The 15,403-nt window shown below is 65.9% G+C and carries 16 protein-coding genes and 1 tRNA gene; 12 read left to right on the forward strand and 5 right to left on the reverse strand.

Features of this window, described 5'->3' with window-relative positions; genetic code table 11:
- Positions 1-86: 86 nt before the first annotated feature.
- The 4 genes from B2P87_RS00005 to B2P87_RS00020 all read right to left on the reverse strand — a co-directional run bounded on the left by B2P87_RS00005 (position 87) and on the right by B2P87_RS00020 (position 3,849).
- Positions 87-163: transfer RNA gene (locus B2P87_RS00005), tRNA-Arg, on the reverse strand.
- Between the two features lie 99 nt (positions 164-262).
- Positions 263-1,648 (reverse strand): sensor histidine kinase, encoded by a 1,386-nt coding sequence (locus tag B2P87_RS00010; protein ID WP_141891376.1) that lies wholly within the window; start codon positions 1,646-1,648, stop codon positions 263-265.
- Between the two features lie 15 nt (positions 1,649-1,663).
- Positions 1,664-3,082 carry a dihydrolipoyl dehydrogenase family protein gene (locus B2P87_RS00015; protein WP_141891377.1) on the reverse strand — a complete coding sequence of 473 codons (1,419 nt, stop codon included), beginning with the start codon at positions 3,080-3,082 and terminating at the stop codon, positions 1,664-1,666.
- A 2-nt stretch (positions 3,083-3,084) separates the two neighbouring features.
- Positions 3,085-3,849 carry a TVP38/TMEM64 family protein gene (locus B2P87_RS00020; RefSeq protein WP_058285628.1) on the reverse strand — a complete coding sequence of 255 codons (765 nt, stop codon included), beginning with the start codon at positions 3,847-3,849 and terminating at the stop codon, positions 3,085-3,087.
- A gap of 331 nt (positions 3,850-4,180) precedes the next feature.
- Here B2P87_RS00020 and rpmH point away from each other — a divergent pair, with 331 nt between their 5' ends.
- The 11 genes from rpmH (at position 4,181) to B2P87_RS00075 (ending at position 13,515) form a co-directional block, all read left to right on the forward strand.
- The gene (rpmH, locus tag B2P87_RS00025; RefSeq protein ID WP_008554144.1) at positions 4,181-4,315 is read left to right on the forward strand and encodes a 50S ribosomal protein L34; all 135 of its coding nucleotides are present in this window, start codon (positions 4,181-4,183) and stop codon (positions 4,313-4,315) included.
- Between the two features lie 23 nt (positions 4,316-4,338).
- Entirely contained in the window at positions 4,339-4,764 is a 426-nt protein-coding gene (rnpA, locus tag B2P87_RS00030; protein WP_141891378.1) for a ribonuclease P protein component, read from the forward strand.
- Between the two features lie 165 nt (positions 4,765-4,929).
- Positions 4,930-5,175, forward strand: coding sequence for a membrane protein insertion efficiency factor YidD (gene yidD, locus B2P87_RS00035; RefSeq protein WP_141891379.1), 246 nt, complete (start codon positions 4,930-4,932; stop codon positions 5,173-5,175).
- Positions 5,176-5,523: 348 nt separating this feature from the next.
- Positions 5,524-5,757, forward strand: coding sequence for a hypothetical protein (locus tag B2P87_RS00040; protein WP_141891380.1), 234 nt, complete (start codon positions 5,524-5,526; stop codon positions 5,755-5,757).
- Between the two features lie 86 nt (positions 5,758-5,843).
- Positions 5,844-6,731, forward strand: a complete 888-nt coding sequence (gene ttcA, locus B2P87_RS00045; RefSeq protein WP_141891381.1) for a tRNA 2-thiocytidine(32) synthetase TtcA — start codon at positions 5,844-5,846, stop codon at positions 6,729-6,731.
- Between the two features lie 66 nt (positions 6,732-6,797).
- Positions 6,798-8,342, forward strand: coding sequence for a putative bifunctional diguanylate cyclase/phosphodiesterase (locus B2P87_RS00050; protein WP_141891382.1), 1,545 nt, complete (start codon positions 6,798-6,800; stop codon positions 8,340-8,342).
- A 133-nt stretch (positions 8,343-8,475) separates the two neighbouring features.
- Positions 8,476-10,278 (forward strand): membrane protein insertase YidC, encoded by a 1,803-nt coding sequence (gene yidC / locus B2P87_RS00055; protein ID WP_141891383.1) that lies wholly within the window; start codon positions 8,476-8,478, stop codon positions 10,276-10,278.
- Complete coding sequence (locus B2P87_RS00060; protein ID WP_141891384.1) at positions 10,275-11,030, forward strand: MOSC domain-containing protein; 756 nt, start codon at positions 10,275-10,277, stop codon at positions 11,028-11,030. The genes yidC and B2P87_RS00060 overlap by 4 nt, the downstream gene beginning before the upstream one ends.
- Complete coding sequence (gene yihA / locus B2P87_RS00065; RefSeq protein ID WP_058285621.1) at positions 11,030-11,677, forward strand: ribosome biogenesis GTP-binding protein YihA/YsxC; 648 nt, start codon at positions 11,030-11,032, stop codon at positions 11,675-11,677. Before B2P87_RS00060 ends, yihA begins: the two co-directional genes overlap by 1 nt.
- Positions 11,678-11,680: 3 nt before the next feature.
- On the forward strand, positions 11,681-12,046 hold the full coding sequence (locus tag B2P87_RS00070) for a DUF2946 family protein (RefSeq protein WP_141891385.1): 366 nt from the start codon (positions 11,681-11,683) through the stop codon (positions 12,044-12,046).
- Between the two features lie 71 nt (positions 12,047-12,117).
- Positions 12,118-13,515: a PepSY-associated TM helix domain-containing protein gene (locus tag B2P87_RS00075; RefSeq protein ID WP_141891386.1), complete on the forward strand. Its 1,398-nt coding sequence runs from the start codon at positions 12,118-12,120 to the stop codon at positions 13,513-13,515.
- Positions 13,516-13,557: 42 nt separating this feature from the next.
- Here B2P87_RS00075 and B2P87_RS00080 read toward each other — a convergent pair whose 3' ends face one another.
- Entirely contained in the window at positions 13,558-14,286 is a 729-nt protein-coding gene (locus B2P87_RS00080; RefSeq protein WP_058285619.1) for an SDR family NAD(P)-dependent oxidoreductase, read from the reverse strand.
- Between the two features lie 134 nt (positions 14,287-14,420).
- On the opposite strand from B2P87_RS00080, the gene argB reads away from it, so the two are divergent.
- Complete coding sequence (gene argB, locus B2P87_RS00085; protein WP_058285618.1) at positions 14,421-15,281, forward strand: acetylglutamate kinase; 861 nt, start codon at positions 14,421-14,423, stop codon at positions 15,279-15,281.
- Positions 15,282-15,403 lie beyond the last annotated feature (122 nt).

Genomic DNA, 15,403 nt, shown 5'->3' on the forward strand with positions numbered 1-15,403 from the left:
AGGCGCGAGCGGGGATGTTGGAGACACGAAAAAGGAAAGGTTCTGCCGCAAATGGCAAAACTATGCGTCGCCCGACAACAGGGAAGTGGCGGACCGAGGAGGATTCGAACCCCCGACCCCTTGATTCGTAGTCAAGTACTCTATCCAGCTGAGCTATCGGTCCACTGCGGCGGGGTTTATCCATAGCATCGCACAGGCGCAACCCCAAAAGCAAAAATAGTTTCATCCGCCTGTCATATTACCGCCCGCCGCCGCCAGCGCCTCAGATCGTGCCATCGCCCTTGGGCAGGCAGATCTCGAAGACCGTGCCGCCGGGGCCGGTCTGCGTCAGCGTCACCGAGCCGCCGTGGCCGCGGGCCAGCTCACCGGCAATCGCCAGCCCCAGCCCGGTGCCGCCCTTGCGGGCGCCGCCCTGGAACGGGGTGAACAGATTGTCCTGCGCCTTTTTCGGCAGGCCGGGGCCGGTGTCCGCCACCGTGATGTACCAGGCGCCTTCCGTCTCGCGGGCGGCCACCGTCACCGTGCCGGGCTGCCCGGTGGCGGCAATCGCCTGGCGGGCGTTGCGCACCAGGTTCATGATGATGCGGAACAGCTGCTCCGGATCGGCCCGCAGCATCATCGGCGCAGGCACGGTGTTGATGATCCCGATCTCCGCGCTGCCGGCCGCCAGCAGCTCGCTTTCGGCGATGTCGCCGACGATTTCATGCAGGCAGACCACCGCAAAGGTGGGCGAGGGCTCTTCCGCCCGGCCAAAGGCCAGCGTGCCCTCGCACAGCGAGACCGCACGGGTGATGGAATTCACCAGCTTCGGCGCCAGGCGGCGCACCAGCGGGTCTTCGCTACGCTCGATACGGTCGGTGAACAGCTGCGCCGAAGTCAGGATGTTGCGCAGATCATGGCTCACCTTGGCCACCGCGCCGCCCAGCTGCGCCAGCCGCTCGCGCTGCTTCAGCGCATGGGTCAGCTCCGTCTGCAGCTGCATCAGCGCCTCTTCCGCCTCGCGCAGCTCCACCACGCCGGAGCTGGGATGGATGATGCCGCGCGCATCCTCGGGCGCGGCCGCATAGCGCTGCATGTGGCCGACCACGCTTTTGATCGGCTTCACCAGCACGATCCGCACCGCGACAAACAGCAACAGCGCGGTGAAGATGGAGATCACCGCCGACAGGATCAGGATCCGCACCCCGTAGTCCAGCATGGCCTGGCGCAGGGGCGCGGTCTCGATGGTGACCTCGATCAGCAGGCCGGCATCGCGCACCGGCGCGCCGATCACCCGGATGATCTCATTTTCCGGCGTGGCCAGCCGCAGCACCGCGTCCTTGATCAGCGTCAGCGCCCCGGCCATGCGCAGATCATAGGTGCCGGTGATCTGCCGCGGGATCGGCGAAGCCAGCATCAGCTGGCGGATCTCATCGCGGCGCAGCACCACGTTGTAGACGCCCGCGTTTTCCAGCAACTCCGCTTCCAGCTCGGTTTCCAGCATGTCATCAGCCAAGAGCGCCAGCGACGCGATCTGCGCCCGCTCCAGCCGGTCCGACAGGTAATCCATGCGGAACCGGGCAATCGACGGGACAAAGATCAGCACCTCGGCCAGCATCACGAACACCGTGGTCAGGACCAGAAATCTGCCCGAAAGCGTGTTGAGCATCCCGCCGCCCTTACCTCATGGAATCCAGCGCTGAACCAGGCGCACCGCGCGTTTCACCAGACTGCTTTCAAAAAGCCGCGGGGAAAAATACGCGCCCGCTGCCCGCTTGTTGATCTCGCCAAAGGAGGGATAAGGCGCAACCATGGCTGCAATCTGGCTCATTTTCAAGCGGTTGGCCAGTGCCATGGACCACAGGCAGATCAGCTCTCCGGCCTGGTGCCCCACGATGGTGGCCCCAACGGGACGCCCGCCGGCAACCATCACCTTGATAAAGCCCTTGGCCTTGCGTTCGGCGATGGCGCGGTCGTTGTGCTCATAGTCGAAGCGCACCACCTCCAGTTTCACGCCATACCGGTCGCGCGCCTGGGTTTCGGTCAGCCCCGCCTGCGCCAGCTCCGGATCGGTATAGGTCGCCCAGGGGATATGGCTGGTCTTGGCCTTGGACGGCAGCCCGAACAGCGCGGAGCGGATGATGACGCTGGCGTGGTAGCCCGCCACATGGGTGAACTGCAGCCCGCCGGCCACGTCGCCAATGGCATAGACGCGCTTGTTGGTGGTCAGCAGGCTCTCGTCCACCTTGATGCCGTTGCCCTGGGTCTCGATCCCCGCAGCCTCCAGGTTCAGCCGGTCGGTGTTGGCCTTGCGCCCCACCGCCATCAGCAGATGGGTGCCGTGAAACTTGCTGCCGTCCTTGGTCTCGACCTCAATCGCACCGGCCTGGCCGCCAACACGGGAGACCATGGCGCCCTCGGCAATCTCCACGCCCTCTGCGCGCAGGCTCTCCAGCACCAGCGCCGCGGCCTCCGGATCGTCCTTGCCCAGCGCCTTCTGCCCTTCGATCACGGTGACCTTGCTGCCCAGCCGCACATGCGCCTGCGCCATCTCCATCCCGATCGGGCCGCCGCCGATGATCAAGAGATGCGCAGGCCTTTCGCGCAGATCGAACAGGGTCTCGTTGGTCTCAAACGGCACCTTGTCCAGACCCGGCACCGGCGGCACCAGGGGCGAGGATCCGGTGGCAATGACGATCCGGCGCGCGGTGATGCGGTACGGCCCGGCCTCCACCTCGGTGTCAGAGGTGAAGTGGCCGAACTCCCGAATCACCCGCACGCCCAGGCCCTCGAACCGCTCCTGGCTGTCGACCGGCGCGATGGTTCCGATCACCTGATGCACATGATCCTTCGCCGCGGCATAGTCCGGCTGCGGGCACTGATCCGCCACGCCGAACGCCGCGGTATGCGCCTGGCCATAGGCGGCCTTGGCGCTGGCCAGCAGCGCCTTGGAGGGCACGCAGCCGTAATTCAGGCAGTCTCCGCCCATCTTGTGCCCTTCCAGCAGCACCACATCGGCGCCCATCTGGCTGGCCCCCGCGGCCACCGACAAGCCCCCCGATCCGGCGCCGATGACCAGAAGATCGCATTTGATACGGTTCATGTTCAGCTGTCCTTTTTCTTGCGGCCGCGCAGGTTGCCGCGCACCGCTTTGACCAGGATCGGCATCGCCGCCAGCGCGCACAAGCCCAGGATCGGCCCGATCACATGCGGCTCCCACAGCAGGCTCAGATCCGGATCCCCGCCGCGGTCAAAGACAGACCCGACGCCCACCCCGATCCAGGTAAAGACGATGGCGCCCGGGATGATCCCCGCCGCGGTGGTCCACAGGAAGTTGCGGAACTTCACCCCCACCAGCGCGGGCAGCAGGTTGGCCACAAAGAACGGCACCGCCGGCACCAGCCGCAGCAGCAGCAGCACCTCGACCTCGTTTTCCCGCAGCGCCTGTTTCAGCATCTGCACCCGGCCCTCGGCGGCTTCGATCCTGGCGGTCAGCATCGCCCCCAGCCCCATGCGCGCGGCCAGAAAGATGCCCGCCGCGCCGATGGTGGCAGAGACCACATTGAACACCGTGCCCGCCGCCAGCCCGAACAGAAAGCCGCCCGTCACCGAGGCCACCGCCGCACCGGGCAGCGAAAACACCACGATGACAATGTAAAGCCCCATGAACAGCGCCACCAGCCCCAGGTAATTCTGATCCCGGAACGCCATCAGCGCCTCGCGGTTGTCGCGCAGCGTGTCAAACGTCAGATAGTCCTTCAGCGTCACCGCCCCGATCAGCGCCACAGCCGCCACCGCAATCAGCGGCAGGTGGCGCGCCAGGCCGGGCTTTGATCCAGCTTGCGGGTCGGAATTCGGGGTCTCGGTCATATCGCTTTTCGGTCCGTGGTTGCTGCAGGGTTTGTGCTACGTGTTAAATGGCTGCTGTGCGAGGCCAAGCAGCCCCGCTTCACAGGTGCTTGAACACAGATCCGGATTTCGTGAGCTTTGTGGCAGAATCACCGGTCCCATGTTACAGCCGCGGCGTCCGGACCGGCCGTTCCGGGGCAGTTTTTGGCAGAAATGTTGCATATTGCCCGGAAAAGGCGGCCTGCAGGGTTTGACTTGGCCGTCATTCCCTCCTAAAGACCGGGCTTCGAGATAGACCCCGGGCGGGCGATTCCGCGCCGTACCCGTAGACATAAATGTGGAGACCGGAGCGATGAAACGCACCTATCAGCCTTCGAACCTGGTTCGCAAACGCCGCCACGGCTTCCGTGCGCGCATGGCCACCAAAGCAGGCCGCAAGATCCTGAACGCACGCCGCGCCCGCGGCCGTAAAGAACTGAGCGCATAAGCTCAGTTCCCGTTCTGACGGACATGACACCGCCGGAGGCCCCCAAGGACGGCAACGCTGCCCGCGGGGACACGCCTCCGGCGGTGTCCGTTTGCGCATCGGATGCGCCCAAGCTTGAGGTCATGGCCAAGCGCCGTGATTTCCTTGCCTGCGCCCGCCCCCCAGCCCTGAAGCAGGGCACCAAGGGCATGATGGTGCAGGGCCGCAACCGCCAGGATGGCGGCGGCATCCGCATGGGCTTCACCTGCTCCAAGAAAGTTGGCAACGCGGTGGCCCGCAACCGCGCCAAGCGCCGCCTGCGCGAGGCCGCGCGGATGATTTTGCCTGTGCATGGCCGCCCCGGCTGGGATTACGTGCTGATCGGCCGCGCCGATGAGACCGCCCAGCGCCCCTTCGAGGAGCTGAAGCGCGACCTGATCTATGCGCTGAAGAAGATCCACGGCCAGTAGCTCTTCGTCCCGCCGGCACATTTCACCGCATTTTACCCCAAGGCCCTTCGCCCGGCGGCACGCCGGGCAGCGCCCGACCGCCCCCATGGGCGGGCGCTTCGCTTCCGCCCGCGGCCGGGCATTGCCCTTATTGCCTAACAGCCGCCCTGCCCCTATCTATCCGCCATGACCCCGCTGGCTCATATCTTCGCCCTGCCTGTGCGCGCCTACCGGCTGCTGTTCAGCCCCTGGGTCGGCTTCAACTGCCGCTACCAGCCCACCTGCTCTGCCTACGCGCTGGAATCGCTGGAAAAACACGGCGCTGTCAAAGGCGCCTGGCTCACCCTCCGCCGCATCGGCCGCTGCCACCCCTTCGGCGGCGACGGCTATGACCCGGTTCCAGAGAAGCGGGACTCAACATCCGGCAGGTGACGCGGCAGGCCCCGCTGCAGCATTTTGGCTACAGTAGGGAAAACCGGAATATCCAGATTCCGCAAAACGTGCTCAATGGTCGCCACGATCAACCCTGAATTGCCGGAGGCGCGAATGAACGATCTGTTTCAAACATCCCGCACCTCCGCAGCTTATCCAGGCTATGCCGGTACCAGACTTGGCCGGCGCCTCGGCAGCCCTCTGCGCTGAACCGCGCCTGACCTGATCGCACCTTCCCAATTTAACGACAGCTGAGAACCTTCCGGCGCGCATACTGCGTGTTGGTTCTTGGCGCCCCCTTTCACCTTCGCACATTAGGAACCGGCTGCCCTGCAGCCGGCGGAAACCATGACACGCACAGACATTCCTGCGCCCATTCAAGACCCGCAGGCCGCATTGGCGCAAATCCTGGCCGACCTCGGCCTGCGCCGGACAGTGGCCGCCATCGTCCGTCACTTGTTATCCGCGCAGCGCCCCCCGCGCAAAGCCGGCCGCACCCTGCCGCTCAGCAATTACATACGCCAGGACATCGGCCTGCCGCCGCTGCCGGAAGAGCTGCCCTCCTCCCGCGGCTACCTGTGACGAGGGCAAAGGCCGGAACCCGCCCGGCCTTCAGCCTTCTGCCTTTTTTCCTTGGCAAAACGCCCCTGCTCGGCTAGGGCGCGCCCATGCTTGATGATGATCTGGACGAAATCCATCCGCTGTTTGCCGGCGCCCCCGCGACCACTGAGTTCAAGAAGCTCAGGAAGCGCATCGTGCGCTATGCGCGTGAAGCCATCGACCAATACGGCATGGTCGAGCGGCGCGAGGACGGCAGCACGCCGAAATGGCTGGTCTGCCTGTCGGGCGGCAAGGACAGCTATACCCTGCTGGCCGTGCTATACGAGCTGAAATGGCGCGGCCTCTTGCCCGTCGATCTCTTGGCCTGCAACCTGGACCAGGGCCAGCCAGGCTTTCCGGCCACCGTGCTGCCGGAATTCCTGGAAAAGATGGGCGTGCCGCACCGGATCGAGTATCAGGACACCTATTCCATCGTCGTCGACAAGGTGCCGCAGGGGCGCACCTACTGCGCGCTGTGCTCGCGCCTGCGCCGCGGCAACCTCTACCGCATCGCGCGCGAGGAAGGCTGCTCGGCGGTTGTGCTGGGCCATCACCGGGATGACATCCTGGAAACCTTCTTCATGAACCTCTTTCACGGCGGCCGCCTGGCGACCATGCCTCCCAAGCTGGTCAATGAGGAGGGCGACCTGTTCGTGTTCCGCCCGCTGGCCCATGTGGCAGAGGCCGATTGCGAGAAATTCGCGCGGTCCATGAACTATCCGATCATTCCCTGCGACCTCTGCGGCAGCCAGGACGGGCTGCAGCGCCAGCAGGTGAAACAGATCCTGGACCAATGGGAATCAAACTCGCCCGGACGCCGCCAGGTGATGTTCCGGGCGCTGATGAATGCGCGCCCGTCGCATCTGCTGGACCCGAAACTGTTCGATTTCGCCGGCCTGGAGCTGAAGAATTCCAGCGCTGAGCCGGAAAATTCCGAAATTCCCAAGCTGCGTTAACTCCCGGGTTAGATCAGCGCCTTAGTCTCAGGCCGGAATGACTGGCTGCAGACGAAAGGTCTGAGAATGATTGACACGGGTTCAGGTCTCCTGGCACGGCTCCGGCAAATCCTTGCCCCCGCACTTTTCGGGCCGCCCGTGCTCGCTTTCCTGCCCGCGCTGACGCTGGCCACCTACTGGCTCGGCGGCGAGGTGGCGCTGCTGTCGGTGGCGCTAGGCCTGCCGGTGCTGCTCGCCGCCACCGGCGGCTTCAGCAAGCTCGGCGGCCGCGGCCGTCCCCGCGACAGCATCACCGGCATGATGCTGCGCGACGGGTTCGAGGCGGAAACCGCCCGCATCCACGCCGAATGCGCCGATACCGATCTGCGCTCGGCCGTCTTCATCGTGGACCTGGACGACTATAAGGAGCTGGCCGACCGGCACGGCCAGGACGCGGGCGACCGGATCATGCAGCAGTGCGGCGCGCAGATCGCCTCTGCCCTGCGCCAGAACGATGTCGTGGCCCGGCTCGGCGACAGCCGGTTCGCGATCTGCCTGGCCCCCACCCTGCAGCTCGACCTGGAGCTGTGCATTCAGCTGGCGGGCCGGATTCAATCCGCCGCGGAGGAGCCGGTGCCGCTGGACGGCACCACGGTTTACATGACCTCCTCCATCGGCTTCTGCCAGCGCAACCGCGCGCCGGGCAAAACCGGCGCCGACTGGACCGGGGCCGCCATCGCTGCCCTGGCCGAGGCGCAGAGCAACGGCCCCGGCGGAATCCGCGCCTATTCGGCGGATATGTCGGGCCGCGGCAACTCCCGCTCCAGCCTGCGCGACGAGGCCGCGGCGGCGCTGGAAACCGGCCAGATCCAGGCCTGGTTCCAGCCGCAGATCTGCACCGACACCGGCCGGGTCTCGGGATTCGAGGCGCTGGCGCGCTGGTCGCATCCGGTGCAGGGGCTGATCCCGCCCTCCACCTTCCTGCCCGCGCTGGAGGAGGCCGGGCTGATGGACCGGCTCAGCCAGGTGATGCTCTACAACGCCCTGGTGGCGGTCAAGGCCTGGGACGCGGCCGGGGTGAACGTGCCCTGCGTCGGGGTGAACTTCGCCACCCAGGAGCTGCGCAACCCCGGGCTGGCCGGGCGCGTCAAATGGGAGCTGGAGCGGTTTGAACTGCCCCCCAGCCGCCTGTGTGTCGAGATCCTGGAAACCGTGATGACCGATCAGCCCGACGGCGTGGTCACCCGCAACATCCTCGCCCTCAGCGACCTGGGCTGCCACATCGACCTCGACGATTTCGGCACCGGCCACGCCTCGATCGCCGCAGTGCGCCGGTTCAACATCTCCCGCATCAAGATCGACCGCTCCTTTGTGATGAAGGCCGATCAGGACCCGGAACAGCAGAAACTGATCTCCGCCATCCTGACGATGGCAGAGCGGCTGGATCTGGACACCCTGGCCGAAGGGGTGGAAACCGCGGGCGAGCACGCGCTGCTGGCGCAGCTGGGCTGCGGCCACGTGCAGGGCTTCGGCATCGGCCGCCCGATGCCGTTTGAGCAGACGCTGGACTGGATCGCCGCGCATGAGGCGAAACTGCAGAACACGCCTGTGATCGGCCGCCAGACCCCCTGACCGCACACTTCCGGGCACTTTATACCGCGCCGGGGCGCTCTGCCGCCCCGGCGCGGCCCGATTCTGCTTGACCTTTGCGGCCCACCTCTGTTGAACCCCACGTGTCCTTCCCTACACGAGGTGGCAGTCCCCAATGGACGATCAGAACAAAAATCTTATTCTCGCAACCGTACTCAGCTTTCTGGTGATCCTCGGGTGGTATACCTTCTTCCCGCCGCCGGAACCGGAACAGGCGCCGGAAACCGCGGTCAGCGAAACCGCCCCCGCAGGCGATACCGCACTGGCGCCCAGCGCCGCGGCGGAGGCTGTGGACAGCAGCGCCCCGGCCCAGGCCGAAGCGCCGCAGGCCGCGCGCCTGGCCATCGACACGCCGCGGGTGACCGGCAGCATCTCGCTGCAGGGCGGCCGGATCGACGATCTGTCGCTGAAGGACTACCGCGAGACGCTGGACGCGAATTCCCCGATCGTCAAACTGCTGAAGCCGGTGGGCGAGGCCCAGGCCTATTACGCGCTCTATGGCTGGGCTCCGGGTTCGGGCCTGTCGCTGGATGACGTGCCGGGCGCCAACACCGTCTGGAGCGCCGGGGCAGACGCCACCCTGACCCCGGACAGCCCCGTCACCCTGACCTGGGACAACGGCAAGGGCCTGACCTTCTCGCGCACCATCTCGGTCGACGAGGACTACATGTTCTCGGTCACCCAGTCGGTTGCGAACGCCTCCGGCGGCACCGTGTCGCTGGCGCCCTACGGCACCCTGGCCCGCCATGGCCAGCCGGCCGACCTGAAGAACTTCTTCATCCTGCACGAAGGCCTGGTCGGCATGTCCGACGGCGAGCTGGCCGAGATCGACTATGACGACATGGCCGATTTCGAAGCCGATGCGCGCGACGGCTCCAAGGCAGAGATCCGCCAGGTCGCCGAAAACGGCTGGATCGGCTTTACCGACCATTACTGGATGTCGACCCTGGTCCCCGCGCCGGGCCAGGCCTTCCGCTCGATCGCCAAATTCGACGAGCGCCGCGAGATCTACCAGACAGACATCGTGCTGCCGACCGTGACCGTCGCCGACGGCCAGTCGTCCGAAGTAACCACCCAGCTGTTTGCCGGCGCCAAGGAATGGGAAACCATCCGCGGCTATCAGAAAGCAGGCATCCAGGGCTTCTTGGACGTGATCGACTGGGGCTGGTTCTTCTTCCTGACCAAGCCGATGTTCTGGCTGCTGCACAACCTGAACGTCCTGATCGGCAACATGGGCTGGGCGATCATCGGCCTCACCGTGGTGATCAAGATCCTGGTGTTCCCGCTGGCCTATAAATCTTACGCCTCCATGGCGAAGATGAAAGAGCTTCAGCCGGAGATGGAGAAGCTCAAGGAACGCGCCGGCGACGACCGCCAGAAGATGCAGAAGGAGATGATGGAGCTCTACAAGCGGGAGAAGGTGAACCCCGCCGCGGGCTGCCTGCCAATCCTGATCCAGATCCCGATCTTCTTCTCGCTCTACAAGGTGATCTTCGTCACCCTGGAACTGCGCCACGCGCCCTTCTTCGGCCCCTTCCAGGACCTCAGCGCGCCGGATCCGACCTCGATCTTCAACCTGTTCGGCCTGCTGCCCTGGGCGGCCCCGGCCCCGGAAAGCATCCTGGCGCTGGTCTTTATCGGCATCCTGCCGATCCTGCTGGGTGTCTCGATGTGGCTGCAGCAGAAGCTGAACCCGGCGCCCACCGACCCGACCCAGCAGATGATCTTTGCCTGGATGCCCTGGGTGTTCATGTTCATGCTCGGCGGCTTCGCCTCCGGCCTGGTGGTCTACTGGATCGCGAACAACACGATCACCTTCACTCAGCAGTATCTGATCATGCGCAGCCATGGCTATTCGCCGGACGTGTTCGGCAACATCAAGTCGAGCTTCAGGAAGAAGCCGAAGGCTGAGAAGTGAGGCCCGCTGAGGTCACAGAAATCTGGCGCCACCCGCTCAAATCACACGGGCGGGAGGCACTGGATACCGTAACTCTGAGCGCCGGGCAGACCATGCCCGGCGACCGCGTTTGGGCGGTCGCGCATGAGGCGTCCAAGGCGGATGGCTCCGAATGGGTGCCTTGCCAGAACTTCACCCGCGGCGCCAAGGCGCCCGCGCTGATGGCGGTCAATGCCCGGCTGGACGACGCCACCGGCCAGCTGACGCTGACCCACCCGGACCGCCCCGATCTGACCTTCGACCCGGAAAACCCCACGGATCTGCCGCGGTTCCTGGAGTGGGAAAAGCCGCTGCTGCCTGCAAACCGGGCCGGCTCCTCCCATATCGTGCGGGTGCCGGGCCGCGGCCTGACCGACAGCGTGTTCCCCTCGATCACGCTCTGCAACCGGGCCTCCCACCGCGCGGTGGAACAGGCCATCGGCCACCCGCTGTCGCCGCTGCGCTGGCGCGGCAACATCTGGTTCGACCTCGGCGAGGCCTGGGCCGAAAACGAGTGGCTGGGCCGCGAGGTGCAGATCGGCGAGGCCGTCCTTGCGGTGCGCGACCGGGTGGTCCGCTGCCTGGCGACCACCGCCAATCCCGAAACCGGCGAACGCGACGCCGACACGCTGAAAACCCTGAAAGACAATTGGGGCCACCAGGATTTCTCGGTCTATGCCGAGGTGATCCGCGGCGGCCCTGTCCGCATCGGCGATGCGGTGAAGGTACTGTGATGCAGATGCAATTCCCCCTGGCCGAGGCGCCGGACGAAATTTCCCTGGAAAAAGGCCGCAAGCTGTTTGCGGGCGAGACCGAGTTCCTGAAAGGCGTGGTCGCAATGAACGGCCTGCCCGGCGCCGACCGGATGGAGGTCTGTTTTGCCGGCCGCTCCAACGTCGGCAAGTCGAGCCTGATCAACGCGCTGACCGGCACCAAGGGGATCGCGCGCGCCTCCAACACCCCGGGCCGCACACAGGAGATCAACTTCTTCACCCAAGGCCCCGACCTCTATCTGGTCGACCTGCCCGGCTACGGCTATGCCAACGCGCCGCTGGCGGTGGTGGAGAAATGGCAGAAGCTCTTGAAGCAGTACCTGTCCGGCCGCCAGAACCTGCGCCGCGCCTTTGTGCTGATCGACAGCCGCCATGGCGTCAAGAAGGTGGACGAGGACATCATGAAGCTGCTGGACAGCTCCGCCGTCACCTTCCAATGCGTGATGACCAAGGCCGACAAGGTCAAGGACAAGGACCGCGCCAAGGTGCTGGAGCAGGTCCGCGGCGCGCTGGCCAGACACCCGGCGGCCTATCCGGAAATCGTGCTGACCTCGTCCGAGAAGGGCGACGGCATCCCGACCCTCAGGTCGATCATCGCCGGCCTCTGATCCGTGATTGCCCGCCTCGCCTCTTATCTGGTTGTGATCGCCCTGGCCGTGGCCGGGCTGATCCCCTCCGGTTGGATGCCGGGCGCCGGGCAGGACGGCAAGGTGCTTCTGGTGATCTGCACCGGCAGCGGCACGGTGGAAACCTGGGTCGCTCTGGAGGACGAAGGCGGACACGCCCCTACCGAACAGATGGAGGACCGCAGCTGCCCCTTTGCCACCCTTGGCGCGGTGGCGCTGCTGCCGGACAGCCTGCTTGATCTGAACCTTGACGCCCCGCTGACAGACCGCTGGTCGCGCGAGGCGTTCACCCATCATACCGCCGGCTTCCACTGGCGCTATGACGCCCGCGGCCCGCCCGCGCTCTCCTGACCTTCTGAACACTTCTGACATTTCCGCCGGCGCCCCGCGCGTCCGGCCCTGTTCCGGTATGGAGAGACCCAATGGCACCCAGCCAACCGCATCCCGCGGGCCAATCGCGCCCGCTTACCGATAAATTCTACTTTGCCGTCTGGCGCTGGCACTTCTACGCCGGCCTGTTCGTGATCCCCTTCCTGATCATGCTGGCAGTGACCGGCCTGATGATGATGTTCATTACCCAGTTCGATGGCCGCGACGGCGAGAAGATCCCCGTCACCCCAAGCCCCGCCGAGCTGAGCATCCCAGAGCAGGAGGCCGCCGTTCTGGCCGCCCAGCCCGGCACCATCGCCGAATGGATCGGCCCCAAGGCGCCGGACCTTGCCGCCGTGTTCCGGGTGAAAACCGAAGCGGGCCAGCGCCTGGTCGCCCTGAACCAGTATTCGGGCGAGGTGATCGAAGTCTGGGACCGCCGCGCCGGCTGGTATGACCTGGCCGACAACATCCACTCCACCCTGCTGATCGGCGACACCGGCGACCGGCTGATCGAGATCGCCGCCGGTTTGGGCCTCGTGCTGGTGCTGACCGGGCTGTACCTGTGGTGGCCCCGCGGCAACGCCGCCAGCGCCCTCGTCCCGAACTTCCGCGCCCGTGGCCGCGCCCTGTGGAAAAGCCTGCACGCCGTGACCGGCTTCTGGATGTCGGCGCTGCTGGTGGTGTTCCTGATCTCGGGCCTGTCCTGGACCGGCATCTGGGGCGGCCAGATGATGCAGGCGTGGTCCACCTTCCCGGCTGCGAAATGGGACAACGTGCCCCTGTCCGATGACATCCACGCCAGCATGAACCACGGCCACACAAACGACGTGCCCTGGGCGCTGGAGCAGACCCCGATGCCCGCCTCCGGCTCGGACGCAGGGATCACCGGCGTGACAGAGGGCGCGCCCGTGGACGCTGCCAGCCTGATTGCCCTGGGCCGTGCCTTGGGGATGGAGGGCCGCTTCCGCCTTGCCTACCCCGGCGGCGAAACCGGTGTCTGGACCCTCAACCGCGACAGCATGAGCGGCGACGGCGACAGCCCCTTCATCGACCGCACCGTGCATGTGGACCAGTACAGCGGCAGGATCCTGGCGGATGTGAAATACGAGGACTACTCCTGGGCCGGTAAGGCGATGGCAGTCAGCGTGCCGTTCCACATGGGCCTGATGGGCAGCTGGAGCTTCGTGCTGAACGTGGTGTTCTGCCTCGCGGTGATCTTTGTCTGCGTTTCCGGCCTGGTGATGTGGGTTAAGCGCCGCCCCGCCGGTGCCGCCCGTCTCGCCGCGCCGCCGGAACCGGCGGAGATGCCGTTCTCGAAGGGCGCTGCGCTGATTGCCGTGCTGGTCTCGCTGGCCTTCCCGCTGACCGGCCTGGCGCTGCTGGCGGTGCTGGCGTTTGACGTGCTGCTGCTCGGCAACCTGCCGGTGCTGAAGCGTGCTGTGAGCTGACAGAGCGCCGCCCGGCCTTCCAACCGGGCGGCATGCCCGTAATCAGACGTGCTGCGCGCCGTTCACCTCGATTTCGGTGCCGGAGATATAAGAGCTTTCCTTGGAGCACAGGAAGTAGATCGCCGCCGCTACCTCCTCCGGCTGGCCCAGCCGCTGCATCGGCAGCTTGGCGACGATCTTTTCGGTGCCGGGCGACAGGATCGAGGTCTCGACTTCCCCCGGCGCAATCGCATTCACGCGCACCCCCATCGGCCCGAAGTCATGCGCCATTTCCCGCGTCAGCGCCGCCAGCGCCGCCTTCGACGTGGCATAGGCGGCACCCGCGAACGGATGCACCCGGCTGCCCGCGATCGAGGTCACATTGACGACGGAGCCCTGCGCCGCCGCCAGCTCTTCCTTGAGGCCGCGGGCCAGCACCACCGAGGCAAAGAAGTTCACGTGAAACACCTTGCCCCAGTCCATCAGGTCGGTGTTGAGCGTATTGAGCCGCTCCCCCTCCGGCCCCTTGGGCGAGATGCCCGCATTGTTGACCAAGGCATCCAGCCGCCCGTCCAGCAGCTCCTGGATCTGGCCCACCGCGTTGATCGTGTCCGACGGGTCCGACAGGTCCAGCTGCACATGATTCTCCTGGCCGCCGCCCCAGGGGCATTCCTGCGGGAACGGCTGGCGCGAGCAGGTGATCACCCGCCAGCCCTCCGCGTTGAAGCGGCGCACGGTGGCATGGCCGATGCCGCGGCTGGCGCCGGTCAGCAGCAAAGTCTTCTGGCGCATGGCGCCCTCCTTGTGTGAGAATCTGGCCTGAGACTAGCACCCGCGCCGCGATCCGCAACGGGGTGCGCCAAACGCAACCCTTGGCAGCGGCGCCGGAACCCCGTAACACATCGGGGCCAAGGGATGATGCAGCAATGAAGAAACAAGATATGAACCGCGATTGGATTGCCACCGCCGAAACTCTCTCCAGCGCGCTGCCCTATTTCCAGCGCTTTGCCGGGGCCATTGTCGTCATCAAGCTGGGCGGCCACGCCATGGGCAGCGATGAGGCGATGGACACGTTCGCCCGCGACATCGTGCTGATGCGGCAGGTGGGCGTCAATCCGGTGATCGTGCATGGCGGCGGGCCGATGATCAACGCGATGCTGGAAAAGCTGCAGATCAAGTCGGAATTCGTGAACGGCAAGCGGGTCACCGACGCCGCCACCATGGAAGTGGTGGAGATGGTGCTGTCCGGCGTCGTCAACAAGCGCATCGTGCAGGCGATCAACCGCCAGGGCGGCCGCGCGGTGGGGCTGTCGGGCAAGGACGCGAACCTCATCATCTGCGATCAGGCCGATCCGGACCTGGGCTTTGTCGGCGCACCGGCCGAGATGGACCCCAAGGTGCTGTACGGCCTGTTTGAAAAGAACATGATCCCGGTCATCGCCCCGATCGGCGGCGGCCGCGACGGCGAGACCTACAACATCAACGGCGACACCGCCGCCGGCGCCATCGCCAAGGCACTGACCGCCGACCGGCTGCTGCTGCTGACCGATGTGGCGGGCGTCAAGAATGCCGATGGCGACGTGGTGACAGAGCTGAAGGCGGCGGATGTCGAGGAGATGACCGCCAGCGGCGTGATCGCGGGCGGCATGATCCCCAAGACCGAAACAGCGCTGGACGCGGTGCGGAACGGCGTGCGCGCCTGCACCATCGTCGACGGGCGGGTGCAGAACGCGGTGCTGCTGGAGCTTTACACCGACCACGGCGCGGGCTCGATGATCCGCGCCTGAGGCGTCTGCCGAAAGGGGACTTGGGGGGCGCTGCCCCTCTTGGCCCCCTGGGCCAATTCACCCCGGGATATTTTCAGCCAGATGAACAAGGGATCCGTGCTGCACGGCGCCCGATCTGTGCA

The organism is Leisingera sp. UBA4491 (assembly GCF_002388965.1).
In the GTDB taxonomy this organism is placed as follows: Bacteria; Pseudomonadota; Alphaproteobacteria; order Rhodobacterales; family Rhodobacteraceae; genus Leisingera; species Leisingera aquaemixtae.

Coding starts and splice junctions, on each gene's coding strand:
- B2P87_RS00010 (WP_141891376.1), bottom strand. CDS start 1,648: ATGCTCAACACGCTTTCGGGCAGATTTCTGGTCCTGACCACGGTGTTC.
- B2P87_RS00015 (WP_141891377.1), bottom strand. CDS start 3,082: ATGAACCGTATCAAATGCGATCTTCTGGTCATCGGCGCCGGATCGGGG.
- B2P87_RS00020 (WP_058285628.1), bottom strand. CDS start 3,849: ATGACCGAGACCCCGAATTCCGACCCGCAAGCTGGATCAAAGCCCGGC.
- rpmH (WP_008554144.1), top strand. CDS start 4,181: ATGAAACGCACCTATCAGCCTTCGAACCTGGTTCGCAAACGCCGCCAC.
- rnpA (WP_141891378.1), top strand. CDS start 4,339: ATGACACCGCCGGAGGCCCCCAAGGACGGCAACGCTGCCCGCGGGGAC.
- yidD (WP_141891379.1), top strand. CDS start 4,930: ATGACCCCGCTGGCTCATATCTTCGCCCTGCCTGTGCGCGCCTACCGG.
- B2P87_RS00040 (WP_141891380.1), top strand. CDS start 5,524: ATGACACGCACAGACATTCCTGCGCCCATTCAAGACCCGCAGGCCGCA.
- ttcA (WP_141891381.1), top strand. CDS start 5,844: ATGCTTGATGATGATCTGGACGAAATCCATCCGCTGTTTGCCGGCGCC.
- B2P87_RS00050 (WP_141891382.1), top strand. CDS start 6,798: ATGATTGACACGGGTTCAGGTCTCCTGGCACGGCTCCGGCAAATCCTT.
- yidC (WP_141891383.1), top strand. CDS start 8,476: ATGGACGATCAGAACAAAAATCTTATTCTCGCAACCGTACTCAGCTTT.
- yihA (WP_058285621.1), top strand. CDS start 11,030: ATGCAGATGCAATTCCCCCTGGCCGAGGCGCCGGACGAAATTTCCCTG.
- B2P87_RS00075 (WP_141891386.1), top strand. CDS start 12,118: ATGGCACCCAGCCAACCGCATCCCGCGGGCCAATCGCGCCCGCTTACC.
- B2P87_RS00080 (WP_058285619.1), bottom strand. CDS start 14,286: ATGCGCCAGAAGACTTTGCTGCTGACCGGCGCCAGCCGCGGCATCGGC.
- argB (WP_058285618.1), top strand. CDS start 14,421: ATGAAGAAACAAGATATGAACCGCGATTGGATTGCCACCGCCGAAACT.